Annotated in this window: 22 protein-coding genes and 1 tRNA gene; 16 read left to right on the top strand and 7 right to left on the bottom strand. The window is 67.4% G+C overall.

Annotated elements, in window-relative coordinates:
* The first annotated feature begins 7 nt into the window (after positions 1–7).
* The 8 genes from KTC28_RS12295 (at position 8) to KTC28_RS12260 (ending at position 8,189) form a co-directional block, all read left to right on the top strand.
* On the top strand, positions 8–913 hold the full coding sequence (locus KTC28_RS12295) for a rod shape-determining protein MreC (protein ID WP_216707464.1): 906 nt from the start codon (positions 8–10) through the stop codon (positions 911–913).
* Positions 910–1,440 carry a rod shape-determining protein MreD gene (mreD, locus tag KTC28_RS12290; protein ID WP_216707463.1) on the top strand — a complete coding sequence of 177 codons (531 nt, stop codon included), beginning with the start codon at positions 910–912 and terminating at the stop codon, positions 1,438–1,440. Before KTC28_RS12295 ends, mreD begins: the two co-directional genes overlap by 4 nt.
* Before the next feature lie 10 nt (positions 1,441–1,450).
* Complete coding sequence (gene mrdA / locus KTC28_RS12285) at positions 1,451–3,451, top strand: penicillin-binding protein 2 (RefSeq protein ID WP_216707462.1); 2,001 nt, start codon at positions 1,451–1,453, stop codon at positions 3,449–3,451.
* Between the two features lie 7 nt (positions 3,452–3,458).
* Positions 3,459–4,565 carry a rod shape-determining protein RodA gene (rodA, locus tag KTC28_RS12280; protein ID WP_216707461.1) on the top strand — a complete coding sequence of 369 codons (1,107 nt, stop codon included), beginning with the start codon at positions 3,459–3,461 and terminating at the stop codon, positions 4,563–4,565.
* A 71-nt stretch (positions 4,566–4,636) separates the two neighbouring features.
* Positions 4,637–4,712 (top strand) — tRNA-Lys (locus tag KTC28_RS12275).
* A gap of 87 nt (positions 4,713–4,799) precedes the next feature.
* Positions 4,800–5,786, top strand: coding sequence for an aminotransferase class I/II-fold pyridoxal phosphate-dependent enzyme (locus KTC28_RS12270; protein ID WP_216707460.1), 987 nt, complete (start codon positions 4,800–4,802; stop codon positions 5,784–5,786).
* On the top strand, positions 5,779–6,717 hold the full coding sequence (gene cbiB, locus KTC28_RS12265) for an adenosylcobinamide-phosphate synthase CbiB (RefSeq protein ID WP_255601980.1): 939 nt from the start codon (positions 5,779–5,781) through the stop codon (positions 6,715–6,717). Before KTC28_RS12270 ends, cbiB begins: the two co-directional genes overlap by 8 nt.
* Positions 6,705–8,189 (top strand): cobyric acid synthase, encoded by a 1,485-nt coding sequence (locus tag KTC28_RS12260; RefSeq protein ID WP_216707458.1) that lies wholly within the window; start codon positions 6,705–6,707, stop codon positions 8,187–8,189. Before cbiB ends, KTC28_RS12260 begins: the two co-directional genes overlap by 13 nt.
* A 64-nt stretch (positions 8,190–8,253) precedes the next feature.
* Here the strand turns inward: KTC28_RS12260 and KTC28_RS12255 are convergent, their stop codons facing one another.
* On the bottom strand, positions 8,254–10,605 hold the full coding sequence (locus tag KTC28_RS12255; RefSeq protein ID WP_216707457.1) for a TonB-dependent receptor: 2,352 nt from the start codon (positions 10,603–10,605) through the stop codon (positions 8,254–8,256).
* A 365-nt stretch (positions 10,606–10,970) separates the two neighbouring features.
* On the opposite strand from KTC28_RS12255, the gene KTC28_RS12250 reads away from it, so the two are divergent.
* Positions 10,971–12,221, top strand: coding sequence for an MFS transporter (locus tag KTC28_RS12250; RefSeq protein WP_216707456.1), 1,251 nt, complete (start codon positions 10,971–10,973; stop codon positions 12,219–12,221).
* 12 nt (positions 12,222–12,233) lie between these two features.
* On the opposite strand, the gene KTC28_RS12245 is transcribed toward KTC28_RS12250, so the two are convergent.
* Positions 12,234–13,538 carry an SDR family NAD(P)-dependent oxidoreductase gene (locus KTC28_RS12245; RefSeq protein ID WP_216707455.1) on the bottom strand — a complete coding sequence of 435 codons (1,305 nt, stop codon included), beginning with the start codon at positions 13,536–13,538 and terminating at the stop codon, positions 12,234–12,236.
* A gap of 68 nt (positions 13,539–13,606) precedes the next feature.
* Positions 13,607–14,350, bottom strand: coding sequence for a cupin domain-containing protein (locus tag KTC28_RS12240; RefSeq protein ID WP_216707454.1), 744 nt, complete (start codon positions 14,348–14,350; stop codon positions 13,607–13,609).
* Positions 14,351–14,514: 164 nt separating this feature from the next.
* Between KTC28_RS12240 and KTC28_RS12235 the strand changes: the two genes are divergently transcribed.
* Complete coding sequence (locus KTC28_RS12235) at positions 14,515–15,261, top strand: DUF4437 domain-containing protein (RefSeq protein WP_216707453.1); 747 nt, start codon at positions 14,515–14,517, stop codon at positions 15,259–15,261.
* On the opposite strand, the gene hisD is transcribed toward KTC28_RS12235, so the two are convergent.
* From hisD to KTC28_RS12215, 4 genes are all read right to left on the bottom strand, one after another.
* The gene (gene hisD / locus KTC28_RS12230; protein WP_216707452.1) at positions 15,253–16,575 is read right to left on the bottom strand and encodes a histidinol dehydrogenase; all 1,323 of its coding nucleotides are present in this window, start codon (positions 16,573–16,575) and stop codon (positions 15,253–15,255) included. The genes KTC28_RS12235 and hisD overlap by 9 nt on opposite strands.
* Before the next feature lies 1 nt (position 16,576).
* Positions 16,577–17,452 carry an isocitrate lyase/PEP mutase family protein gene (locus KTC28_RS12225; protein ID WP_216707451.1) on the bottom strand — a complete coding sequence of 292 codons (876 nt, stop codon included), beginning with the start codon at positions 17,450–17,452 and terminating at the stop codon, positions 16,577–16,579.
* Positions 17,453–17,540: 88 nt separating this feature from the next.
* Positions 17,541–18,128 (bottom strand): IclR family transcriptional regulator domain-containing protein, encoded by a 588-nt coding sequence (locus KTC28_RS12220; protein WP_216707450.1) that lies wholly within the window; start codon positions 18,126–18,128, stop codon positions 17,541–17,543.
* Positions 18,056–18,367 (bottom strand): helix-turn-helix domain-containing protein, encoded by a 312-nt coding sequence (locus tag KTC28_RS12215; RefSeq protein ID WP_216707449.1) that lies wholly within the window; start codon positions 18,365–18,367, stop codon positions 18,056–18,058. The genes KTC28_RS12220 and KTC28_RS12215 overlap by 73 nt, the downstream gene beginning before the upstream one ends.
* A 158-nt stretch (positions 18,368–18,525) precedes the next feature.
* Between KTC28_RS12215 and KTC28_RS12210 the strand changes: the two genes are divergently transcribed.
* The 6 genes from KTC28_RS12210 to leuD are packed head-to-tail and all read left to right on the top strand — an operon-like array spanning position 18,526 to position 24,235.
* Entirely contained in the window at positions 18,526–19,707 is a 1,182-nt protein-coding gene (locus KTC28_RS12210; RefSeq protein ID WP_216707448.1) for an FAD-dependent oxidoreductase, read from the top strand.
* On the top strand, positions 19,704–20,471 hold the full coding sequence (locus KTC28_RS12205) for a maleate cis-trans isomerase family protein (RefSeq protein WP_216707447.1): 768 nt from the start codon (positions 19,704–19,706) through the stop codon (positions 20,469–20,471). The genes KTC28_RS12210 and KTC28_RS12205 overlap by 4 nt, the downstream gene beginning before the upstream one ends.
* Positions 20,472–20,473: 2 nt before the next feature.
* Positions 20,474–21,217: a cupin domain-containing protein gene (locus tag KTC28_RS12200; protein WP_216707446.1), complete on the top strand. Its 744-nt coding sequence runs from the start codon at positions 20,474–20,476 to the stop codon at positions 21,215–21,217.
* A complete protein-coding gene (locus KTC28_RS12195; RefSeq protein WP_216707445.1) occupies positions 21,217–22,245 on the top strand; it encodes a zinc-dependent alcohol dehydrogenase in 1,029 nt (342 codons plus the stop codon). Before KTC28_RS12200 ends, KTC28_RS12195 begins: the two co-directional genes overlap by 1 nt.
* Positions 22,242–23,651, top strand: coding sequence for a 3-isopropylmalate dehydratase large subunit (gene leuC, locus KTC28_RS12190; protein ID WP_216707444.1), 1,410 nt, complete (start codon positions 22,242–22,244; stop codon positions 23,649–23,651). Before KTC28_RS12195 ends, leuC begins: the two co-directional genes overlap by 4 nt.
* Entirely contained in the window at positions 23,648–24,235 is a 588-nt protein-coding gene (leuD, locus tag KTC28_RS12185) for a 3-isopropylmalate dehydratase small subunit (protein WP_255601979.1), read from the top strand. The genes leuC and leuD overlap by 4 nt, the downstream gene beginning before the upstream one ends.
* Positions 24,236–24,243 lie beyond the last annotated feature (8 nt).

The following is a 24,243-nucleotide window of genomic DNA, read 5'->3' as shown; positions in this document are numbered from 1 at the left end:
CCGCGCCATGGACTGGCCGCCGCCGCGCCGGACGTCGTACGCGAGGCGCGAGCAGAATCTTGCGTTGATCGGTGCCGTCGTAACCGGCGCGGTGCTCGCGACCGCGCTGCTGCTGCTCGTCCTCAGCCGCGTCAACCCGGCATATACCAACCGGCTGCGGAGCGGGACCGCCGACCTCGTGGCGCCGTTCTGGGCGACCGTCCGCGCGCCGTTCGACTGGCTCGGCGGCGGCGTCGATGCGATCGGTGAGTATATCGCGACCGTTCCGCGCAACCGTGTCCTGACTGCCGAAGTCGCCCGCGATCGGCTCGACCTGCAGAGCCGCGACGCCGCGATCGCCGAGAATATCGCGCTCAAGAAGCTCCTCCATGTCATCGAGCCGCGGACCGAAGTTGTCGCCGTGACCCGCTTTGCCGGGGCGTCGATCGGCAGCTACGCCCGGACCGCGATGGTCGCCGCCGGGCATGCCAACGGGGTGTTCGCCGGACAGGCCGTTCGCGCCGATGCCGGGCTCGTCGGGCGGACGGTCGAGGCGGGCGAGCACGCCGCGCGGATCCTGCTGCTCACTGACACCAACAGCCGGGTACCGGTGATCATCGTTCGCACCGGCCAGCCCGCGCTCGCGGTCGGCGCGGCTGGACGTCTGCTCGAAGTCCACGACCGGCTCGGGGCGGAGGTGCCGTTGAAGGTCGGCGACCGGCTGGTGACGTCGGGCGCGGGCGGGCTGTTCGCGCCGCAGATCCCGGTCGCGGTCGTTACCGACACCGCCGAGCCGCCACACGCGCTGCCCTACGCCGACCCGGCGACGCTGAGCTATGTCGCGATCGTCCGCGCGTATCTGCCGATCCCGGCACAGGCCGAGGCGCCCCCCGTCGACGCGGTGCCGGTGCCGCGCGAAGCGAAGAAGCATTGAACGCGCCGTATCGCCTGCTCGGCCCCGCCGACCGGGTGCGCTGGTGGCAGGCGCAGGTCGAGCGCGTCGTCCCCGCGATCGTCACGCTAGTCCTCGTTGCGGCGATGACGGTGCCGATCTTTGCCAGCGTGCCGATCCTGCCGCACCTCGGGCTGCTTGGCGTTTTTGTCTGGGCGACCTTCCAGCCGGGGCTGATGCCGCCGTGGCTCGCGTTCCTGATCGGGGTCGCGTGCGATATCCTGTTCGGCCTGCCGCTTGGGATCAACGCGACGCTGCTGCCGGCGGTCGCGCTGTTCGTCCGGCTGGTCGAGGCGCGCTACGGCACCCATCGCTACGGCTTCGACTGGCTGCTCGCGAGCGGGGTCATCGTCGCCTTCGAGCTGTTGCAATGGTGGCTGCTCGCGCTCGCGGGCACGCACGGTCCGCTGACCCCGCTGCTCGTCCAGGCAGCGACGACGATCCTCGCTTATCCCGCCATCGTCCTGCTGTTCGCCTCGATCCAGCGGCGGCTGCAGGCGGCGCGGTGAGGCTGTGCTGATGTCGTCCGAAATCATCTCCGGCGGCGGCTCCGCACGCCTCGCCGGTCCCGCTGCAGGCAACCAGCAGTTCAGCCGCCGCGCGTTCGTCGTCGGCGGAGCGATGGGCGCGGTCGGGCTGACGCTTGCGGGCCGCATGGCGTATCTGTCGATCTGGCAGGGCGAGAAATACGCGCTGCTCGCCGAGGGCAACCGCGTCTCGCTCCGGCTGATCCCGCCGCGTCGCGGATGGATCGTCGACCGACAGGGCAAACCGCTCGCGTTGAACCAGCCCGATTACCGGCTCGAATTGATCCCCGAGGCGGTGACCGATCTCGACGCGACGCTCGCCGCGGTGAGTAGGGTCCTGCCGCTAACGGCGGAGGATATCGAGCGCATCCGCAGCGACGTCGCGCGCCAGCCGAAATACATGCCGGTCGAGATCGCGCACGGCCTGAGTTGGCCGACTTTCGCCGCGATCAACGTCAATTTGCCCGACCTGCCGGGGGTCCAGCCGCTGCCGGGCTTCCTCCGCGTCTATCCGGGCGGCGACCATTTCGCGCATTTGCTCGGCTATGTCGGCACACCGACGCCCGAGCAATTCGCGGTGACGCACGACCCGCTGCTGATCTTCCCCGGCTACAAGATCGGCAAGGACGGCATCGAGCGCCGCGCCGACGCCCGGCTGCGCGGCACTGCGGGCGCGCGCCGGGTCGAGGTCAATGCGCGCGGGCGGGTGATCCGCGATCTCGACACGCGCCCCGACATCCCCGGCAAGACGCTGCGGCTGACGATCGACCGCGACCTGCAGGCCTACGCCGCGCGCCGCCTGACCGACAATTCTGCGAGCGTCGTCGTGATGGACTGCACCACCGGCGACGTCCTGTGCATGGTGTCGATGCCGGCGTACGACCCCAACGCCTTCTCGACCCGCGTCACCGCGAAGCTGTGGGCCGAGCTTCAAGCCGACGACCACCACCCGCTGATCAACAAGAGCGCGCAGGGGCTCTACCCCCCGGGCTCGACCTTCAAGACGATGACCGCGCTTGCGATCCTCGGCAGCGGGATCAGCGCCGACGCGGCGTGCAACTGCACCGGCACCTACCGGCTCGGCAACGCCGCGTGGCACTGCTGGTCGAAGCGCGGCCACGGGCGGGTCGATCTCCACAAGGCGATCCCGCAAAGCTGCGACGTCTATTTCTACACCTTCGGCCGCGCGGTCGGGGTCGATGCGATCGCCGCCACCGCGCACAAGTTCGGACTCGGGCAGAAGTTCGACCTGCCGCTGCCCGGCCAGTCGGCGGGCATCATTCCCAACACCGCGTGGAAGCTCGCGCGCTACAAGAAACCCTGGGGCATCGGCGACACGCTCAATACGTCGATCGGCCAGGGCTATATCGTCGCCAATCCGCTTCAGCTCGCGGTGATGGCGGCGCGGCTCGCGAGCGGCAACGCGGTCGAGCCCCGGCTGTTCGCCGACGACCCGCACGTCGCCCCGCCCCCGCTCGATATCCCGCCCGAGCATCTGGCGGTCGTCCGCCAGGGCATGACCAACGTCGTCAACAGCCCCGGCGGTAGCGGCAAGACCACGCGACTGATGGTCGACGGAGTGCAGATGGCGGGCAAGACCGGATCGGCGCAGGTTCGTAACATCAGCAAGGCCGACCGCCGCGCAGGGCGCACCAAGAGCGAACTCCAGCCGTGGAAATATCGCGACCACGGCCTGTTCGTCGCCTTCGCCCCCGCCGACGCGCCGAAATACGCGATCAGCGTCGTCCTCGAACACGGCAACCACGGGGCCGCCGCCGGGATCATCGCGCGTGACGTGATGACGTACCTGTTCGAACCCGAGCGCGCGATGGCGACCCTCGCCCCGCTCGAACGCGCTTATGAGGCGAAGAAGGCCGCCGCGCTCGCTGCCGCCGAGGCCACCGCCAAGGCTGCGTCGATGCCGGTCGATGCCGCCGCAGTCGCGGCGAGCCTGACCCCCGACGCCGAACCGTCCGGCCCGGTCGACGAATGAGCGAGTCATGCTGAACGGCTTTTGGTCGGCGCGCCTCCGCGAACTGCCGTGGGCGGTGATCGCGGCGATCGTCACGGTCGGCGGCTTCGGGCTCGTCGTGCTGTATTCGGCGGCCGGGGGCAGCTTCCAGCCGTGGGCGCTCAAGCAGGGTATCCGCTTCGGCGTCCTGCTCGTGGCGATGCTCGGCCTATCGCGGGTGCCGGTCGAGATGTGGCTCAAATGGGCATACCCGCTTTATGGCGCGGTCCTGCTCGGATTGATCGGCGTCGAAGCATTGGGCGCGATCGGCGGGGGCAGCCGCCGCTGGCTCGACCTCGGCATCATCCAGCTCCAGCCGTCGGAGTTCATGAAGCTCGCGATCATCCTCGCGCTCGCCCGCTACTATCATTACGTTCCGCGCCAATATGCCGGGAAGCTGATTACGCTCGGGCCACCGCTCGTCCTGATCGCGATGCCCGCCGCGCTCGTCATGCTCCAGCCCGACCTCGGCACCGCGCTCGCGATCACCTTTGGCGGGGTGGTGATGATGTTCCTCGCGGGCGTGTCGATGTGGCTGTTCCTCGGCGCCGGAGCCGCCGCCGGAGCCGCCCTCCCCGTCGTCTGGTCGATGATGCACGATTACCAGCGCAAGCGCGTGCTGATCTTCCTCGACCCCGCGAGCGATCCGCTTGGCGCGGGGTATCACATTACCCAATCGAAGATCGCGATCGGCAGCGGCGGGCTGTTCGGCAAAGGCTTCCTTCACGGCACCCAAAGCCACCTCGACTATCTGCCCGAGCTCCACACCGACTTCATCTTCGCGACGATGGCGGAGGAATGGGGACTTGCGGGCGGGCTGTTCATCCTCGCATTGTTCAGCATCATCCTCGTCTGGGCGGTCCGCGTCGCGCTGTCGGCCCGCGCTCCGTTCGCCCGGCTCGCGGCAATGGGGCTCGGGGTGACATTATTCTTCTATCTCGCGATCAACATGATGATGGTCACCGGCCTTGCCCCGGTCGTCGGCATCCCGCTGCCGCTGGTCAGCTACGGCGGCTCGGCGATGATGACGGTGCTGATCCTGCTGGGCATCGTCATAGGTATCGCCCGCGGCAAGGGCGAAGCGCTCGGGAGGTAGGTCTTTCGCTAGACAAGCCCGAAAACCGATGCTATCCGCCCCCCTCGCTCGACGCGATGCTCGGGTACGATGGACGCATAGCTCAGTTGGTAGAGCAGCTGACTCTTAATCAGCGGGTCCCTGGTTCGAACCCAGGTGCGTTCACCATTCTCCAGTCAGACAGGGCAGTTGGTTCGTTTCTGCACGGCGCGACGGGGCGCTCTCGAAGCGGACCGCGTAATTCGAAAGTCCGGCGTGGCACCATTGACCGAGCACGGCGGGCGGGTCGATGCGGCGCGCAGCCTGTATCCCGATGCGCCGTTGCCGTGGCTCGACCTGTCGACGGGGATCAACCCGTCCGCCTGGACGCCAGCGGTCGATCCGCTGATCGATCTGCGCGCCCTGCCGTCGCCAAGTTCGCTTGCAGCGCTCGAAGCGGTTGCTGCAAGCCGGTTTGGCGCCCTGCCCGCGCAGGTCGCGGCGCTCCCCGGCACCGAGCTTGGGTTGAGACTGCTCAACGACGTCGGCCTGCCGCCGCCTTACCGTTACGTGGCGCCCGGCTATGGCACGCACCGTGATATTTTCCCGGAAGCGACGGCGATTGCCGCTGATGCGCTCGAAACCGCTGCCGATTCCGGCGGCACAATTCTCATCGCCAACCCGAATAATCCCGACGGCCGGCGGCTCGATCCGCAGCGCCTATCGCATATCGCCGCACGGCTGGACCGTTCGGGTGGCCGGCTTATCATCGACGAGGCCTTTGCCGACGCGATGCCCAATATCAGCATGGTCCCGCATCTCGGATCGCGCGAGCGGGTCATCGTGCTGCGCTCATTCGGCAAATTCTTTGGCCTCGCCGGGGTGAGGCTCGGCTTCGTGATCGCGCCGGACCGGGTATTGGCCAGCATCCGACGTCGGCTGGGGAGCTGGCCGGTGTCGGCGACGGCGATCGCGCTCGGGCGGCTCGCTTATGCCGACACGAAATGGATCGCGGCGATGCGCGTGCAGCTGATCGATCGGGCAAACGCCCTGGACGAGGTTCTGCGCGGCCACGGATTGGTGGCGGTCGGCGACTGCCCATTGTTCCGCCTCGTCGAGGGCGATGCGAGTTCGCTGTTCGATCGCCTTGCTCGCAAGGGAATCCTGACACGGCCGTTCGATTATGCCCCGCGCTGGTTGCGCTTCGGTGTCCCCGGGAACCCCGCCGACCTCGTCCGGCTCGACAGCGCCCTACGTGGTTGACCCGGTTGCCCTGACGGCACTGCTGCTCGACGCCGTACTGGGCTGGCCTGACGCGGTGTATCGCCGGATCGGCCACCCGGTCGGCGGATTCGCACGCGTCATTGGCGCGTGTGAACGTCTTGGCAATCAGCCAGCGCAGCCTGAGTCACACCGGCGGATATTTGGCATACTGACGGTACTGTTGCTGCTCATGATATCCGGCGGCGGAGCATGGCTGGTGCAGTTGGGGCTTTATGCCCTTCTCGGACCAGGGGGATGGATTGCCGTCGCCCTGTGCGCCTTTCCCGGGCTCGCCCAGCGCAGCCTTCACGACCATGTCACGCCGATCATCGCAGCGCTGCGACGTGCTGACCTGCCCGCCGCCCGGCAGTCCGTCGGCATGATCGTCGGGCGCGACACGAGCGGGCTCGATGAAGCGGGGATCAGCCGCGCGGCGATCGAGAGCCTGTCCGAAAGCTTTTGTGACGGCGTGGCTGCTCCGCTCTTCTGGCTCATGCTGCTCGGGCTGCCGGGGCTCTGGGCGTGTAAGGCGGTCAACACCGCCGACAGCCTCATCGGCCACCGCGAGCCCCGCTGGCGGGCGTTCGGCTGGGCTGCTGCCCGTCTCGACGACGGCCTGAACCTCGTCCCGGCGCGGCTGGCCGGTTTGCTGATCTGCGTCGCGGCAGGCGGCGGCCTTGCGACGATGCTGCGCGATGCCCGCCGCCATGCCTCGCCCAACGCCGGCTGGACCGAAGCGGCAATGGCGGGCGGGCTCGGCTTGCGACTGGGCGGACCGGTTGCCTACGACGGCGCGCTCCACGACAAGCCGTGGATCGGCGACGGACGGATGGATGCATCCGCTGCGGATATCGCACGGGCGCTGACGGTCTACCGACGCGCCTGCCTGATGCTCTGGGCGATAACGGGAGGTCTGGCGTGGGCGCTGTGATGCTGCAGGGAACGGGGTCGGACGTCGGCAAGTCGGTGCTCGTCGCCGGCCTATGCCGGGCGCTCGCCAATCGTGGCCTGACGGTGCGTCCGTTCAAGCCGCAGAACATGTCGAACAACGCCGCTGTGACTGCCGATGGCGGCGAGATCGGTCGGGCCCAGGCAACCCAGGCCATCGCCTGTCGCACACCGCCGACGACCGACATGAACCCGGTCCTGCTCAAGCCGCAGGCCGATCATACATCGCAGCTCATCGTCCATGGCCGGATGCGCGGTATCTTGCGCGCGGGAAACTTCCGCGAGGCGCGCGGTGCGCTGCTGGGGGATGTGCTCGCCAGCTATGTCCGGCTGCGTGAGACCTGCGATATCGTCGTTGTCGAGGGCGCCGGGTCGCCGGCGGAGATCAACCTGCGGTCGGGCGACATCGCCAACATGGGCTTTGCGCGAGCGGCGCGAGTGCCGGTCGTTCTCGTCGGCGACATCGATCGTGGTGGCGTCATTGCGGCGATCGTCGGGACCCGCACGGTCATCGACCCCGATGACGCGGCGATGATCGCCGGGTTCATCATCAACAAGTTTCGCGGCGATCCGGCATTATTCACCGATGGCTATGGGCAGATCGAGCACTTGTCGGGGTGGCGCGGGTTCGGTGTCGTGCCGTGGCTGACGTCTGCGGCGCGTCTCCCGAGCGAGGACGCCGTCATCCTCGAGCGGCCGGCAGCGGGCGCACGTGCCCGGACGGTCATTGCCTGCCCGATCACCCCGCGGATTTCCAACTTCGACGATCTCGACCCGTTCAAGCTCGATCCCGGCGTCGAAGTCCGCATGATTCCGCCCGGGCAGCCGATCCCGGCCGAGGCGGCGCTGATCGTCCTCGCGGGATCGAAAGCGACGATCGCCGATCTTGCCTTCTTGCAGGCCGAAGGCTGGGACATCGACATATTGGCCCACCACCGTCGCGGCGGCCGTGTCCTCGGGCTGTGCGGCGGCTACCAGATCCTCGGCCGGTCGATCAGCGACCCGGAAGGCATCGAAGGCGCGTCAGAGACTGTGGCCGGGCTCGGCCTGCTCGACGTCGAGACGCGGCTGACCCCCGACAAGCGGCTGGACCATGTGATGGGCACAGCGCTCGCCGCACGCTTCGAAGGCTATGAGATGCACATCGGCGAAACCTCCGGGCCCGACACCCTTCGGCCCGTGTGCCTGATTGATGAGGCATCAAGTGAGGTGCCACGAAACGACGGTGCGGTGAGCCGGGATGGTCGGGTCGCCGGCACCTACGTCCATGGCCTGTTCGGCCTGGGCGGGCAGCGGGCGGCGTGGCTGGACAGTCTCGGCGTGACCGGGGGCGGCATCGATTACGCGGTATCGATCGACCGCGCGCTCGACGAGATCGCCGACATGCTCGAGACGCATCTCGACATCGATGCCCTGATCGCTTTGTCGAATACGGCGGGCAATTCGCACGCCTGATACGACCAAGGCGAAGTCATCGGTTGAGCTCCCCGGCTGTCTTGCCGGGGAGTACACGCCATTCTTAGAACGATTTGCTGGCGCGCGCGCCGAAGGCACGCTTGGCGGGAGCCGAGATATATTCGCCGTTGCGCGTGCTCGGGTTGAAGTTGCCGTAGTATCGCGTAAACTCGGGCGTCAGGTCGTTCATGATGTTGTCGACGAACGCGAGCAGCGACCAGTCCTTGCCGCGCACGCCGAACTGAACGTCGAACACCGCCTTGTCGGCGATAAGCACGCGGTTGTCGAAGCGGGCGAAGCGCGAGGTGCGGTAACGGCCGTCGAACTCACCGAACACGGTGACGGTGTCGACCGGCTGCTCATAGCGGACCGATCCCGACATCGAATGCTTCGGGATCAGCGGCATGAGGTTGCCGCCGAACTGGCGCAGCGCCTGCGACGACGCCGCCGGGAAAACGTCGCGTGCCTCGAAATCCTTGAACCTGGAATCGGCGTACGCATAGTTGAAGCCGATCGTTAGCTTGTCGGTCGCCTTGGCGCTCAGGTTGATCTCGGCACCCTTCGCCACCGCCTTTTTGGCGTTGATGATGTAGTTGAGGCTGACCGCCGTCGCGTCCGGGCACTGCGGTTCGGGCCCCAACGCGCTGGCATTGCCGAAGCAGATCGTCGTGACCTGGACGTTGCTCCAGTCCGAATAATAAAGCGCGGCCTCGAAGCTCACCCGGCGATCGAACAAATGCCCCTTGGTGCCGAGTTCGTAGGTCCAGATCGTCTCCTGCTTGAACGGGCGCAGGTCGTCGCGGACCTGCCCGGTGTTGAAGCCGCCGGGCTTCGAGCCCTTGGCGGCGCTGGCGTAGACGTTCGCGGAATCGCTGATGTCATACTTCACGTTGACGCGAGGCAGGACACTGTTGAACGCCTTGTGCCCGACGAAAGTGATCGCGTTGCTGCCGGTGCCGAGCAGGAAGTTATAGCCCGTCGCCGCGGTCGAATCGATGACCTCGTGGCTGTAGCGCAGCTCGCCGGTAAGCGTCAGCTTGTCCGTGAGCGTGTAATCGACCGAACCGAACAGCGCATAGGTGTCGGTGTCGAGCGTTGCCGGCCGCCCCAGCACGTTCGCGCGGGTGGCACCGATCGTGCTCTGCGAGCCAACGAAGCGGCTGTAATCGACTTCGCCGTAACGCTCGTCGAAGAAGTAGCCGCCGACCATCGCACGCAGCCTGGGCGAAGTGTAGCTCAGCCGCAGATCCTGACTGATCTGCCGCATATGCGTGTCAAATTCCGAAATGCCGACGCACACGAGCGCGATGCAGTTGAAGGTGCCGCCACCGGCCGCCACCGTCACCGGCACGTTGGCGGGCTTGGTGTCGAAGTCGAACTGGATCGTCGAATCGATCTTGTTGAGGCCGGTGATCGAGTCGAGCGCGAAACCGCCGCCAAGGTTGAGGCTCTGGTTGAGGACGGCGCGATACGTATCGGAGACGTTGCCGAGATAATCGATGTTCGACGAGATCGCGACCTGGCTCGGGTCGAAGAACTTCTGATCGACATAGGTGACGCCGAGCAGCGTCGTGTTGGTGCGCGGGGCGACATAGCCGGCGGGCGGCTGGTCATGCTCGTGGATGTAGTTGAGGTGCAGCTTGGCAGTGTAGTCGCCGGTCTTGACCAGCACCGAGCCGCCGACGCCCGCAGTCTGGGTGCCGCCAAGATGCTGGCCGTTGCCGGGGTTCGAGTAATAGCCGTCGAAATTGCGGTACGTCGCGGAAATGGTCGCAGCGACGGTGTCGCCGATGACCGGGCCGGTGATGTGCGCGGTGAGCTCGCGACGGCCGCGGTCGCCGAGCGCGGCGTCGACCTTGGCGCCAAGGTTGAACGACGGATCGCGGCTGATGAACTGGATCGCGCCGGCGAAGGCGCTGCGGCCGAAATAGACCGTCTGCGGTCCCTTCACGACCTCGATCCGCTCGAGGTCCATCAACGACGCGGCAGTCTGCGCGCCGCCCCCGCCGAGCAGGCTGTTGAGCGAGACGCCGGTGACGTCGATCCCGTCGACGATGATCGCGACGTCGGAGCGGCCCTCGATCAGCGCGATCCCGCGCAGCGACGGGCGGATGTCGGCGGCGGAGGGGCCCTGGTCGAACTGGAGGCCGGGCGTCTGCTGCGCGACCGAGGCGACGCTGTTGAGGCCTTTTTCCTGGATCTGCTGCGCCGAGAACGCTGTGATCGAGATGGGGACGTTGACGAGAGTTTCCTGTCGGCGGCGCGCCGTGACGACGATGTCACCGCTCGCGACCGGAGCGGCGTCGACCGACGTGGGCGCAGGCTCGGGCACAGCTTGGGCCATGACTGCGGTCGAACCGAGCAGACCCGATACGAGGGTCATCAGACGCAAAGACGTGGCGGTGCGGAATGCCATTTCAAGTCCCCCTTGATTGTCACGTGTTGGTAACAAGCGGAGGCTAGGCGGTGGATATCACTTCAACCAATCGAGCTTTGTCTTTTATTCGCTCTGCGAATAGTCAATCTTCTCTGTCATTTTATTCAATTTATCCGTCGGACTGGGACGAAGAACTGCTTAGTGACAGAATGCCACAGGCTCGTCTCGACACTAGGCGATCCGTCCAAAATATTCGGCTGGTGAATAAATTGGGCAACACCCAAATCACTGCTCCGACACCATGATACCTTTTCATTGCCGGGGATCGCGACGGCTGCCGGCCTTGCCCGACCATCCGGGCTGTGCCAGCCAGCGCGCGTCGTGCGAGGCGAACGGAGGCGACGGTGGACCAGCGCAACGACACGGTATCCCGCTGGTCGCTCCAGGCGGCCGAATTCCGCCGCGGCTGGCGCCCGCTCGTCGCCTGCTCGGTCGGCACCGGGCTCGGCCTGTCACCGATCCCGGCCTATACCGCCGGCATCTTCGCGACCGCGCTGCAGAAGCAATATGGCTGGCCGCGTGGCGAAATCCTGTTCGGCATCATCTTCGTCACGGCAGCGCTGGTCCTGCTCGGATCGAGCATTGGACGCCTGACCGACAAGATCGGCGCACGACGCGTCGCGATCACGTCGACGATCGGGCTCGGCATCGCGCTGATGCTGCTGTCGACCACAGGATCGAATATCCTGACCTTCTACGCCGGCTGGGTGCTGATCGCGCTCGTCTCGCTGGGCACGTTGCCGATGACGTACGCCAAGGTCATCACCGGCTGGTTCGAGCACGCGCGCGGCCTCGCGCTCGGCATCATGCTGGCGAGCACCGGCATTTCGGGCGCGATCTTCCCCTTCTATCTCAACGCGCTCATCGCCGGGCCGGGGTGGCGCGTCGCCTATCTCGGCCTCGGCGCGCTGCCGCTGCTGATCGCGGTGCCCGTGCTGCTGGTGTGGCTCAAGGAAGCCGCGCCGCGCGAGGGTCCGACGGCAGCTGTCGAGGCGGACGGACTGTCGGTGCGTGAGGCTTTGCGCCAGTATCGCTTTTGGGCAGCGGCGATCGCGGCCCTATGCGTGGGTGCGGGCACCGGCGGTCTAATGCCGAACCTGATGCCACTGCTCGCCGACAACGGCCTGACACCCGGCGCGGCGACCAAGGTCCTCGCGGTGCTGGCGATCAGCGTGACGATCGGGAGACTGCTGTGCGGCTGGATGCTAGACCGGCTGTGGGCGCCGCTCGCGGGCACGATCCTCATCATCCCGGCGACGATCGCCGCAGTCGCACTGACGACGCAGCCCGGCGTGGTCGGCAGCACGGTCGCCGTCGCCGCGATCGGCTTGATTGCCGGGGCCGAGTTCGACCTCGTCGCCTATATGACCGGACGCTATTTCGGCCGGCGGCACTTCAGCGAGCTCTACGGCATCCAGTACGCCATCTTCGGGCTTGGGGCAGGCATCGCGCCCGCCAGCTACGGCGCGATCCGCGATCATCTCGGCAGCTATCACCCGGTGCTGCTGATCTCGGCCGGTCTGTTCGTCGCCTCCGCCGCGATCCTGTTGACGCTTGGGCGCTATCCGGCGCGCTTTGCCGGAGCCGCGCACTGACCGGCTACGGCTTCAAGGAAGGTTGAACTCCAGCCCGCCCGAGACGCTAATTGCCTGACCCGATATCGGCGCGGCGGCGTCGGACAGCAGGAACGCGACCATCCGTCCGATCTCGTCGGGCGCGCCGACGCGTCCGAGCGGTGTCTTCGGCTCGATCATCGCGCGGAAGGCGGCGGCCCCTTCCTCCCCGAGCGAGTCGGCGACGCTGTCGCTCCAGATCAGCCCCGGTTGGAGCGCGTTGATCCGTACACCGCGCGCATTCCCCTCGGCGCGCGCGTAGCTTTGGCTCAGGCCGATCACCGCCGCCTTCGACGCGCCATACGCCGACCCGCCCGGGGCCGCGCGGATGCCCGCGACCGAGGCGATGTTGACGATCGCACCGCCGCCGCTGGCAGCAAGCGCTTCGCAGCAGGCGTCGATCCCGAGCATCGTCCCCATCAGGTTGATCCCGGTCAGGAAGTCGAAGTCGGCGGCGGTGAGCGCGGCGATCGGCTTGTTGCGGGCCTCGCCGGCATTGTTGACAAGGCCGTGGAGCGCGCCCCGTTCCGTCATCACCGCGGCGACCGCTTGCGACCACGCCGCCGGATCGGTGACGTCGAGGGGCACGACCATTCCGTCGCCGCCGGCTGCGCGCACCAGTTCGAGCGTCTCATCGGCGAGTTTAGGCTTGCGCCCGCCGACCGCGACGAACCCGCCGAGCCGTCCGATCTCGACCGCCGTCGCACGCCCGATCCCCGACGTTGCCCCGGTGACGAGGATCGTCTTCCCCGACAGCCGAGTATCGTCCGATCCAGCACTCCCCGACAGCAGCAGCTCACCACCGGTCATGAAGCTACTCCGGTCGTCGACCAAAGCCGCCAGGCTCGCACGGAACGGACCCTCTGCTACGTCATCGTCGAACACCAGCCGGTTGCACCGGGGGGCGAGACCGACCTTCATTGCATCGAGGATTGCTGCGGTCGCCGACAGCCGCGTGCCCGCGAGCGCGGCATCGAGTGCCGGAGCGAAAACGCCGGGCTGCGGCGCGCGGCAGGCGATCACCATCGTCCCGCCGCCGCGTTTGGCCATGAAGCGGTGCGAATGCTGGAGCGCGAGCCAGTTCGACCGTAGGATCCGGTTCGCGTCGTCGCCGCGCACCGACGGGCAGTGCACCATCACGTCGATCTCGCCTACAGCCGCCTGGTGTACCTTGGCGATGTGGCGCCACCCGGCCTCGTCGGCGCAGTCGGCAGCGATTATGAAGACATTGTCGATGCGCCACAGGGCGCGCGCCTCGGGTCCATCGAGCGCCGGGACTACGGCGAAGACGAGGTCCACCTGCCCGGCGAGCGCCGCGACACACCAGATGCCAACACGGCCCTCGACTTGCGAAAGGAGGGCGACGGTCAGACCCCGACCTCCGCACCGAAATTGACGTAGACAATCGTCGGCCGGTCGGTTTGAAGCGCGCCGATCGCGCCGCCGGGGGGATAGAAGAAGTAATCGCGGCGATCCGCGCCCGGCACGGCACCGACGCCGACCGCGCCCTGCAGCACGAACAGTTCGAGATAAGTGTCGAGAAACGCTTGCGACGCCGCCCAGCCGACGGGGAGGCAGACGAGCGCCGACCCCTCGCCGCTATCGGGATCATGGCTCAGATGACACGTCGCGACCGCCGCTCCGAGCAGCATCCCCGACCGCCAGCCGAGCGACGCCACCGCATCGGCATAGGCGACCGGCGCACGCGGCGGCGCGTCGCCCTGCGCGACATACAGGTCGTCGGCTTCGGGCTCGTGGACCAGATTGACGTCGAGATCGCGCCCGATCCGCGACAGGAAGGTCGACTCCTCGCGGATCGCACTCTTGAAGCCGTGAACGGTGCGCGGCGGGTGAAAAACATATGCGCCGGGCCGGATCCACGTGCGCGAATCGAAACTGAAGCAGCCCGACACGCCGAGAATTTCCTCATAGGTCGTATGGAAATGCGCGACCTTGGGCGGGCTGTATCGACCCTCGACCGACAGCCGCTGGAGCGCGGTCCGCGCGCCGGTTTCGGGATCGCGGCTGAGGAGGCGGCTATGGAGCCCCGGCGGCCCGAGCGGCTGCCATTCCATCGCGTCGACGTCGAGCGCTTCGATCTGCGGTCGCATGATCCTGATTTCCGGTTCGCTTCCAAGCGCCCCATGCTAGCGCCGCCAGCGCCGCGAGCGCAGGATCAGCGTGCGAAATAATCGCCAGGCGATGATTTTCGACCAGAGGCTCGCGGTCGTGGCGCGCGCGCGCAGGATGGCTCGGCCAACCGGAGGACCCGAAGATGCAGGCCGTGCCACAGCTCGCGATCGATACCTCGGTGTGCGTCCACCGCGACGACCTTCCAGAACAAAGCGGCACCCTGCTCGGCGCGGCGGTCTCGCTACGGGTGCTGCGGCGGCTCGACGACGGCAGCGCGCGGAGCGCGATCGTGACCCTCTCGCCGCAATGGCGCGCTGAGTCCGACGTGATAATTTCCGGCACCACGCAACTCTTCGTGCTCGACGGCGCGCTTCAAATTGGCGACCAGCAGCTTGGCGAGGCGGGTTTCGCCATGCTGCCGGCGGGCACCACTGCCCTGCCCGTCTCGAGCGATGTCGGAGCCACGTTGATCGCGATCTTCGACTTGCGGTCCGCCCCGACGGACCGCCCGCCGGTCGTGATCGAGGACGTCTATACAATCCCGCCGTTCACCCCGATCATCGACGGCCGCCTGCTGGACGGGTTTGAGCGGCGCGTGCTGTGGATCGATCCCGAGACGAAGGCCGACACCCGCTTCCTCCGCGTCCCCGCAGGTTTCCGTGGCGCGGGGCCGAACTGGCATCCGGTACAGGAAGAAATCTTCTGCCTCGACGGCGACATCCAGCCCGACGACACCCGACCGATGCGCGCCGGATCGTTCCTGTGGAACCCGGCGCGCAGCATCCACGGCTTCGACGAGCATACCGTCGGCGGATGCCTGCTGCTCGAATGGCACGACGGCGACTGGGCGCTGACACCCGCGCCCGACGCCGTCCGCCCCTCAGCTTGAGCTGACCGGTTCGGCGCGGCCAGCATAGGGAATGTTGCGGCCGCCGTAGCGGCGCACGCGGATGTTGGCCTGCTCGCCGTGCCCGGCAAAGCCTTCGAGCGAGCACAGCCGCGAGCAATATTCGCCGATCATCGCCGACGCCGCATCGGTCGTGACGCGCTGGTAGGTGCAGGTCTTGAGGAACTTCCCCACCCACAGCCCGCCGGTATAGCGCGCCGCCTTGTTGGTCGGCAGGGTGTGGTTGGTGCCGATCACCTTGTCGCCGAACGAGACATTGGTCCGCGGACCGAGGAACAGCGCGCCGTAGTTCGTCATGTTGGCGAGGAAATAGTCGTCGTTCGCGGTCATCACCTGGACGTGCTCGGAGGCGATTTGGTCGGCGATGCGGACCATCTCGGCGTGGTCCTCGGCGACGATCACCTCGCCGTAATTCTCCCACGCGATACGCGCGATCGGCGCGGTCGGCAGGATCGCCAGCAGCCGCTCGATCTCCGCGATCGTATCGCGCGCGAGCTTCTCCGACGTCGTCAGCAGGATCGCCGGGCTGTCGGGACCATGTTCGGCCTGGCCGAGCAGATCGGTCGCGCACAGCTCCCCGTCGACGGTCTCGTCGGCGATCACCAGCGTCTCGGTCGGCCCGGCGAACAGGTCGATCCCGACGCGGCCGTAAAGCTGGCGCTTGGCTTCGGCGACGAAGGCGTTGCCCGGGCCGACGAGCATGTCGACCGGCGCGATTGTCTCGGTACCGATCGCCATCGCGCCGATCGCCTGGATGCCGCCGAGCACGTAGATCTCGTCCGCGCCCGCCATGACCTGCGCCGCGACGATCGCAGGCGCGGGCTTGCCGCGGAACGGCGGCGCGCAGGTAATGACGCGCGGGACGCCAGCGACCTTGGCGGTGATGACCGACATGTGCGCCGACGCCAGCAGCGGATACTTCCCACCGGGGACGTAGCAGCCTGCGGCGTTGACCGGCACGTTCTTGTGGCCGAGCGTGACGCCGGGAAGCGTCTCGACCTCGACGTCGCGAATGCTGTCGCGCTGGATCTTGGCGAAGCGCCGGACCTGATCCTGCGCGAACTGGATGTCGGACAGGTCGAGGTCGCTCAGCTGGTCGAGGCAATCCTGCTTGTCACGGTCGGACAGCAGGAACGCATCGGGTGACCAGCCATCGAAGCGCTGCGAGAGTTCGCGCACTGCCGCATCACCGCGCGCGCCGATATCGGCGAGGATCGTCTCGACCGTGTCGCGGACCGACCGGTCGATCGCCGCCTTTTGATCGGCCTTTGCGCCGCGCTTGAGCCAGATTGCCATATTATTCTCCCGCGGGCGCAGCGGCCCATTTGCGCTCGAACGCCCACACGTCCTCGAAGCCGATCAGGCTGCAGAAGCGCTTGAAATCGAAGACGTCCTGCCCCGGCGCGGTGCCGTCGCCGCTGCCCCTGAGCGTGCGCAACGCCGCCTCGACCGCGGCGCTCGCGACGAGGCTGGTCAGCGCCGGGAAGATCGCGATCGCGAAGCCGATGTCCTTGAGCGTCGCGACCGGCAGGATCGGCGTGATGCCCCCCGTCGCCATGTTGGCGAGCACCGGCAGATCGAGCGAACCGCACACCAGCCGCATCTCCGCCTCGCTGCCGAGCGCTTCCGGGAACAGCACATCGGCGCCCGCCTCGGCATAGGCGTCCATCCGCCGCCGCACGCCGTCGAGGCCTTCGCTCTGCATCGCGTCGGTCCGGGCGATGATGAGGAAATCGGCGCTGCGGCGCGCGTCGCGGGCGACCTTGATCTTGTCGACCATCTCGTCCGGCGTGACGACGCGCTTGAACGGGGTGTGGCCGCACTTCTTGGGGAATTGCTGGTCCTCGATCTGGATCGCGGTGACCCCCGCCGCTTCGAACGCGCGGACGGTGTGGTGGACATTCAGCAGCCCGCCATGCCCGGTGTCGCCGTCGGCGATGACCGGAGCGTTGGAACTGCGCACAAGCGTCGCCATGCGGTCGGTCATCTGCGTGACCGAGGCAATGCCGGCATCGGGCAGCCCGAACGCCGACGCAGTGAGCCAGTAGCCGGTTCCGTAAACCGCGTCGAAGCCGACATCGTTGGCGATGACGGCGGTGATCATGTCCTGAATGCCGGGTGCGACGATAAACTCGCCGCGCCGCAGTTTTTCGGCCAGTGCCGGGTCTGCCATCAGTTCGAACCCCTCGGATGTGCCGGATCAGGCTAGCCGAGGAGACGGGCAGGCTCGACCGCGCGGCGGCCTAATCATCGCCTGGTGATTATTCGTCCTGCGGTTCGGGCTGCGGCAGGTTGCGTTCGAGATCGGCCTGGATCGCGAGCGCGGTGCGGCGCAGCGGTTCTAGCAGCCGCTCGATCGCCTTCGACATCGACGCCGCCTGCGCGAAAAAGACCAGCGCGAGCGAGCCGAGCGGCACGCCGTTCTCGAACAACGGCACCGCGATCGACGACGTCCGCCCGGGATTGGCCGAGTAAGCGGTCCGCGCAACCGCAGCATAGCCCGCCTCGACGATCTTCGCGACCGCGTCGCCGTCGCGGAACTCGCGGATGATCAGGTTATCGAGCCCCTGACTGTCGGTCGCATATTGCTTGAGCAATTCGGCACGCTCCTGCGCACTCGCATGGGCGAAATACACCCGGCCCGACGCGGAGGACAGCAAAGGCACCTGCCACCCCGGATAGTAATTGTTGAACGTGAGCGACGTGATCGTGCTGGTCGAATCGCGCACCATCATCTGCTTGCCGACGCGGGTGACGACGCTGACGGGCCAGTCGATCAGCCGTGTAAGCTCGACGATATGCGCGCGCGCGCGGTACTGACCAGCCGGTCGTGGTTCTGGAAGCCGCACGATAGCGTCTGGACGAGCGCCGTCGGGCGGTAGCGTTTGCGCGACGGCTCCTGCTCAATCAGCCCGACCTCGACTAGCGTCCGGACGATCCGCGTGGTCGTCGGATAGGGCAGGCCGACCGCCTCCGAGATGTGCGTCAGCGTCAGCGAGCTCGACCGGTTGATCGCCTGCAGCACGGCGACGCTGCGGCTGATCGCCCGGATCGACGCACTTTTCTCGGTCGGCGTCTCGCTGGGCATCGGCCGAGACTTTCCTGTCGCGCCTGCCCTGTCAAGCAACGTCCCCGCCCGCCGGGGCGACATTCGCCAGGCGAACAAAAAATAGCCGCCGTTCGCCAGACCCGCGAGCTTGGTGCGAACAATCCGGGCCAGCGGCAATCCGCACCCCGGGGGGATCCATGAAGCAAGTCGAAGTATTGGTGGTCGGTGCGGGGCCGGTCGGCGCAGTCGGCGCGGCCCGGCTCGCGTCGATGGGGATCGATACCGTGATCTGCGAAGCGCAGACGTCGCTGTCTCACGACCTGCGCGCCTCGACCTTCCATGCCTCGACGCTCGAAATGCTCCATGAGATCGACACCGCCGAGCTGCTGATCGCGATGGGCCTCAAGGCGCCGGTCTATCACCTGCGCGACCGCCAGAGCGGCGATACCCTCGCGTTTGACCTGACCGAATTGTCGGACATGACGCGCTTCCCGTTCCGCCTGCAGTGCGAGCAGACGCATCTGGCCGAGCTGCTGACGACGCGGCTCGCCGCGACGGGGGCGGACCGTTTCCAGCTCGGCACCGCGCTGGTCCATGCGCGAGAGGAGGGCGACCGCGTCATCGCAACGCTCGAACGCGACGGGCAGCGCTTCGACGTCTCGGCGAAGTTCCTCATCGGTGCGGACGGTGCGCGGTCGCCGGTGCGCGGGCTGATGGGCGTCGGGTTCGAGGGTTTCACCTGGGAGGAGAAGTTCGTCAGCTTCTCGACGCGCTTCCCGATCGAAGACCACGTCCCGGGCCTCGCCTACGTCAACTACATCTCCGACCCCAACGAGTGGCTGGTGCTCCTGCGGGTGCCTGGCCTGTGGCGGGTGCTCGTGCCGGCGGACGGCAACGAGACTAACGACTATCTCGTCTCCGACGAAAATGCCGCGAAGGTGTTCGCGCGGATCGTCGGTGACATCCCGGTCGAGACCGACCACCGCACGATCTACCGCGTCCACCAGCGCGTCGCCGAAAGCTTCGTCCGCGGACGAATGGCGATCGTCGGGGATGCCGCGCATCTCAACAATCCGCTCGGCGGGTTCGGCATGAACAGCGGTGTCCACGACGTGTGGAACCTGTGCGACAAGCTGTATGCGATCCTGCGGCAGGACGGCGATGCCGAGCAGCTCGCCCGCTTCGACCGCCAGCGGCGCAGCGTCACCAAGAGCTTCATCCAGGCGCAGACGATCGAGAACAAGGCGCAGATGGAGGGCAGCGGCGACCGCAATCGCGAGCGCATGGAGCGGATCCACGCCGACCCCGCGCTGCGGCGCCAGTATCTACTGCGCCAGGCGATGTTCGAAAGCCTTGCCGAAGCCGAGGCCGTCCTGTGAGCGCGCGGGTCCGCCGCAACGCCGACACGCAGGGCTACCGCCACAAGTTTGGCGTGCTCGGGCCGTCGACCAACACCATCGTCCAGCCCGACTTCGACGATCTGCGCCCGCGCGGCGTCACCAACCATTACAGCCGCATCGTCGTCGACAACGCCAAGGCAGTGTCGAACGAGAGCTTCATGGCGGGGGCGTGGGAGATCAGCCACAACACGATCGACGCGGTCCGCGGCGTCCTGACGTGCGCCCCCGACTATCTCGTGATGGGAATGTCGGCGGTGACCTTCTTCGGCGGGGCCAAGGGCGCGCAGCAGTGGCGCAAGACCGTCGAGGACGTCGCCGGCCTCGGCGTCAGCACCGGCTCGGAAGCCCTTGCCGCGGCGCTTGCGGCGTACGGCGGCATCAATAAGGTCGCGTTCTTCTCGCCATATTATCCGACCGCGAATGCCGAAGTCCGCAACTTCCTGTCGGACTACGGCTATGAGACGGTGCGGAACATTCCGCTGCAATGCCCGTCGTGGACGGCGATCGCCGAGGTCGACGAGCGGCGCACGATCGACACGTTCAAGGCACTCGACGGCGACGACGTCGATGCGCTCATCCAGGTCGGCACCAACCTGTCGGCGATCCGGATCGCCGCCGCCGCCGAAACGTGGCTCGGCAAGCCGGTGATCGCGATCAATACCGCGACCTACTGGCACGCACTGCGGCACAATGAAGTGACTGACCAGATCGACGGCTTCGGCCGGTTGATGGCGGAGTTTTGAACATGGCTGCACCGGTCAAGCTGACACCGCCGCTCGCGCGCATTTCCTCGGGGGCCATGCCGTGGGAAATGCTCGGCACCCACGGCCTGCGCCGCCAATTGCTCGGCTATGACCCGGCGACCGGCCATGCGACGTCACTCGTCGATATCCCGGCGGGCTGGCGCGGCGGCGGGATCGCGCATTTTCACGGCGCGTTCGAGGAGGTGTACATAATCGCTGGTTCGGTGACGCTCGACGGGCGCAACTACTGGCATGCGGGCGACTATTTCTATCGCCCGGCGCACATCGTCCACGGCCATGACGAGCGCTCGGAGGAAGGCGCGATTGCGCTCATTCGCAGCGACGGGCCGCTCCCGCTCAACCTGATCCACGATCCGGTCGACCCTGACGAATATCCGCTGCCTTTGATGAACGATCCACGCGGACACCTGAAATCGCTGCCGGTCGCTGACGTCATCGGGGTTCCCGACGCAGCCTTTCCCGACGGCTGGTCGATCCGGCCGCTGAGCGCCGATCCCGTCAGTGGCGCGCGGACGCTGATCGCCGACGTCCCCGCCGGATGGATCGGGGCAACCAAGCCGCTCGGTGTGGCGTGGGAGGCGTTTGTGCTCGACGGACAAATCGCGGGCGCGACCACTTACAGCGCAGGCGACTATAGCGCGGGTGGACCGCGCGACGTTCTGCTCGGCGCCGTCGCGAGCTACGGCGGCTGCACCGTCCTGTTCTGGCTGTTCGGGCGCGACTGATGCGCGCCGCGCGCCTTTTCGGCCCGGCCGACCTGCGCGTGGTCGACCTCCCCGTCCCCGTCCCCGGACCGGGCGAAGTCCTGGTGCGGGTCCATGCGTATGCGCCGTATGGCACCGATGTCGGTGTCTATCTAAACCGCGGCGCACGCTATGTGTCGGAATATCCGGTCGGGGTCGGCGCTGACTTTTCTGGCACGCTCGCCGCGATCGGCGAGGGCGTTTCGGGTTTCACCGTCGGGGAGCGCGTCGCGGCGCTGGCGCTCGATCATTGCGGAGTCTGCTCGAATTGTGCGGGCGGACGCACCAACCTCTGCCTCGATTCAGCGTTTGCCGTTCCGGTGCGGCAGGCGTGCTGCGAGGATTATGCTATCGTCGCGGCGCGCAAGCTCGCAGCCGTGCCCGACGGTGTCGGGTTCGAGGATGCGGCGATGCTCGCCGGGATCGTCGATGCGCTCAACGCCTTCGACAAGATGGGTCTTGCCCCGGGCGACCACGTGGCTGTGGTCGGCGTCGGCGCGATGGGGCTCGGCGCAATCGCCACCGCGCGGGCGCTCGATCTCAACGTCGTTGCAGTTGGCGGGAGCGGCGCACGCGCCGACCTTGCCGCGCAACTCGGCGCATCGCGGGTCTTCCCGATCAAGGCGCATGACGAGGATCTGGCGGGATATGTCCGCTCGCAATTTCCCGGCGGTTGCGCTGCGGTGATGGAGACGACCGCGTCGGCGTGGGGGATGCGTCAGGCCTTCGCCATCGCCGCGCCCGGCGGCATCGTCGCGCTGACCGGCGGCGGCGAATTGCCGGTATCGAGCTGGGCCGTGGTCGATCGCGAACTGCGCATCGTCGGCGTGCGCGCGGGCACCGGTCAGGCCGAGGCGATGCGGCTGATCGCCGACGGCAAGCTCGACCTCAAGCCGTCGATCGGCGCGCGCTTTACCCTCGAGCAGGCGCCCGAGGCGTTCGCGCTGCTCACGAGCGATGCCGCGCGCGACATCGGGCGGGTGATCATCACCATGGACGCCGGCGCATGACCGCGCGCACGCTCTACGCCAAATTGTGGGACAGCCACATCGTCACCGACCATGGCGACGGCACCGCGCTCCTCTACATCGACCGGCACCTGCTCCACGAGGTGAGCACGCATCAGGCATTCGCCGCGCTGCGTGCCACCGGCCGCGTCGCCCGCCGGCCCGAAGCAAACCTCGCGGTGCCCGACCATGCCGTGCCGACCGAGCATCGAGACCGGCCGATGGAAGGGCTGGCGGGGGCACAGGTCGCACGGCTGGCGCAGAACGCCGCCGATTTCCACATCCCCTACATCGACCTGGCCGATCCGCGACAGGGCATCGTCCATGTCGTCGGGCCCGAGCTCGGCTTTACGCTTCCCGGCATCAGCCTCGTCTGCGGCGACAGCCATACCTCGACCCACGGCGCATTCGGCGCGCTCGCCTTTGGCATCGGCCAGACCGACTGCGCGACCGTGCTGGCGACGCAGTGCATCGTCCAGGCGCGAGCGGCGACGATGGTGGTGCGGATCGACGGGATGCCGCCGCCCTGGGTCGGCGCCAAGGATATCGCGCTGGCGCTGATCGGCCGTTTCGGCGCGGGATACGGCATTGGCCACGCAGTCGAATATATCGGCCCCGCCGTCTCGGCGATGTCGATGGCGGCGCGCATGACCTTGTGCAACATGGCGATTGAGGCGGGCGCGCTGGTCGGGCTGGTCGCTCCCGACGCAACGACCTTCGCCTACCTGCGCGGCCTGCCGATGGCGCCTGCAGGCGCGGCGTTCGACGCCGCCGAAGGCTATTGGCGCACCCTCCCGACCGATACCGGCGCGCCCTATGATCGCGTGCTGACGTTCGACGTCTCGTTGCTCGCCCCGCAGGTCACCTGGGGGACCAACCCTCAGGACGTGGTGCCGGTCGGGGGCGTCGTCCCCGACCCGGCCGACGTGCCCGGGGCCGCCGCCCGCGCGCATCGCCAGCGCAGCCTCGACTATATGGGGCTGATCGCCGGCACCGCGATGACCGGACTGCCGATCGACCGGGTGTTTATCGGATCGTGCACCAACGGCCGGATCGAGGATTTGCGCGACGCCGCGCGCGTCGCTGCGGGGCGACACGTGGCACCGACGACGCGAGCGCTGGTCGTTCCGGGATCGATGGCGGTCCGGCGCCAGGCCGAGGCCGAAGGGCTCGATCGCATCTTCCTTGATGCCGGCTTCGAATGGCGCGAAGCGGGCTGTTCGATGTGCGTCGCCATGAACGACGACCGGCTCGCGCCAGGCGAGCGCTGCGCCTCGACCTCCAATCGCAATTTCGAAGGGCGGCAGGGTCGCGGCGGGCGTACCCATCTGATGAACCCCGCGATGGCGGCGGCGGCGGCGATCGCAGGCCATCTGGTCGATGTGCGCGATCTCGGCGTGGCGGCGTGACGCCCTTCATCCACATGACCGCCGCCGCGCTGGTTATGCCCGAGGACCGGATCGACACCGATATCCTATTCCCCGCCCGCTTCCTGCTGTTGATGGAGCGCGACGGGCTCGGCCGCTACCTCTGTTACGATCGCCGTCACGATGGCGACGTGCTCGTGGCCAACCCGTTCGACGACACCCCCGGATCGATCGGCGTGCTGATCGCGGGGGCCGAGTTCGGCTGCGGCTCAAGCCGGGAGCAGGCGGTGTGGGCGCTCGCCGATTTCGGCATCCGCTGCATCTTCGCCGAGAGCTTCGGCGAGATTTTCGCGGCGAATTGCGTGCGCAATGGTGTCTTGGCGGTGACGCTCCCGCGCAGTCAGCTGGCGCTGCTCGCGGACATGGCGGCGGCCGGTCCGCTCGACGTCGATCTTCCCGCGCAGCGCGTCGGCGGCGGCAACGGCATCGCTTTCGATGTTCAGCCCGCGACCAAAAAGCGGCTGCTCAACGGCTGGGACGAGATCGACACGATTCTCGGCGACGCCACCGCGAGCATCGCCGGTTTCGAGACCTTGCAGCGCAGCCTGCAGCCCTGGCTTTATTGAAGGACCGC

It is taken from the genome of Polymorphobacter megasporae (assembly GCF_018982885.2).
Taxonomy (GTDB): Bacteria; Pseudomonadota; Alphaproteobacteria; order Sphingomonadales; family Sphingomonadaceae; genus Polymorphobacter_B; species Polymorphobacter_B megasporae.
The sequence above is the reverse complement of the archived record's forward strand: the minus strand, read 5'-3'. Positions and strand labels throughout refer to the sequence as shown.

Bases quoted from the DNA above. Each gene is read 5' to 3' on its own strand.
- KTC28_RS12235 (WP_216707453.1), top strand. From the start codon at position 14,515: ATGCAGGCCGTGCCACAGCTCGCGATCGATACCTCGGTGTGCGTCCAC.
- hisD (WP_216707452.1), bottom strand. From the start codon at position 16,575: ATGGCAATCTGGCTCAAGCGCGGCGCAAAGGCCGATCAAAAGGCGGCG.
- KTC28_RS12255 (WP_216707457.1), bottom strand. From the start codon at position 10,605: ATGGCATTCCGCACCGCCACGTCTTTGCGTCTGATGACCCTCGTATCG.
- mrdA (WP_216707462.1), top strand. From the start codon at position 1,451: ATGTCGTCCGAAATCATCTCCGGCGGCGGCTCCGCACGCCTCGCCGGT.
- leuC (WP_216707444.1), top strand. From the start codon at position 22,242: ATGACCGCGCGCACGCTCTACGCCAAATTGTGGGACAGCCACATCGTC.
- KTC28_RS12200 (WP_216707446.1), top strand. From the start codon at position 20,474: ATGGCTGCACCGGTCAAGCTGACACCGCCGCTCGCGCGCATTTCCTCG.
- rodA (WP_216707461.1), top strand. From the start codon at position 3,459: ATGCTGAACGGCTTTTGGTCGGCGCGCCTCCGCGAACTGCCGTGGGCG.
- KTC28_RS12225 (WP_216707451.1), bottom strand. From the start codon at position 17,452: ATGGCAGACCCGGCACTGGCCGAAAAACTGCGGCGCGGCGAGTTTATC.
- KTC28_RS12195 (WP_216707445.1), top strand. From the start codon at position 21,217: ATGCGCGCCGCGCGCCTTTTCGGCCCGGCCGACCTGCGCGTGGTCGAC.
- KTC28_RS12215 (WP_216707449.1), bottom strand. From the start codon at position 18,367: ATGCCCAGCGAGACGCCGACCGAGAAAAGTGCGTCGATCCGGGCGATC.
- KTC28_RS12210 (WP_216707448.1), top strand. From the start codon at position 18,526: ATGAAGCAAGTCGAAGTATTGGTGGTCGGTGCGGGGCCGGTCGGCGCA.
- KTC28_RS12295 (WP_216707464.1), top strand. From the start codon at position 8: ATGGACTGGCCGCCGCCGCGCCGGACGTCGTACGCGAGGCGCGAGCAG.
- KTC28_RS12240 (WP_216707454.1), bottom strand. From the start codon at position 14,350: ATGCGACCGCAGATCGAAGCGCTCGACGTCGACGCGATGGAATGGCAG.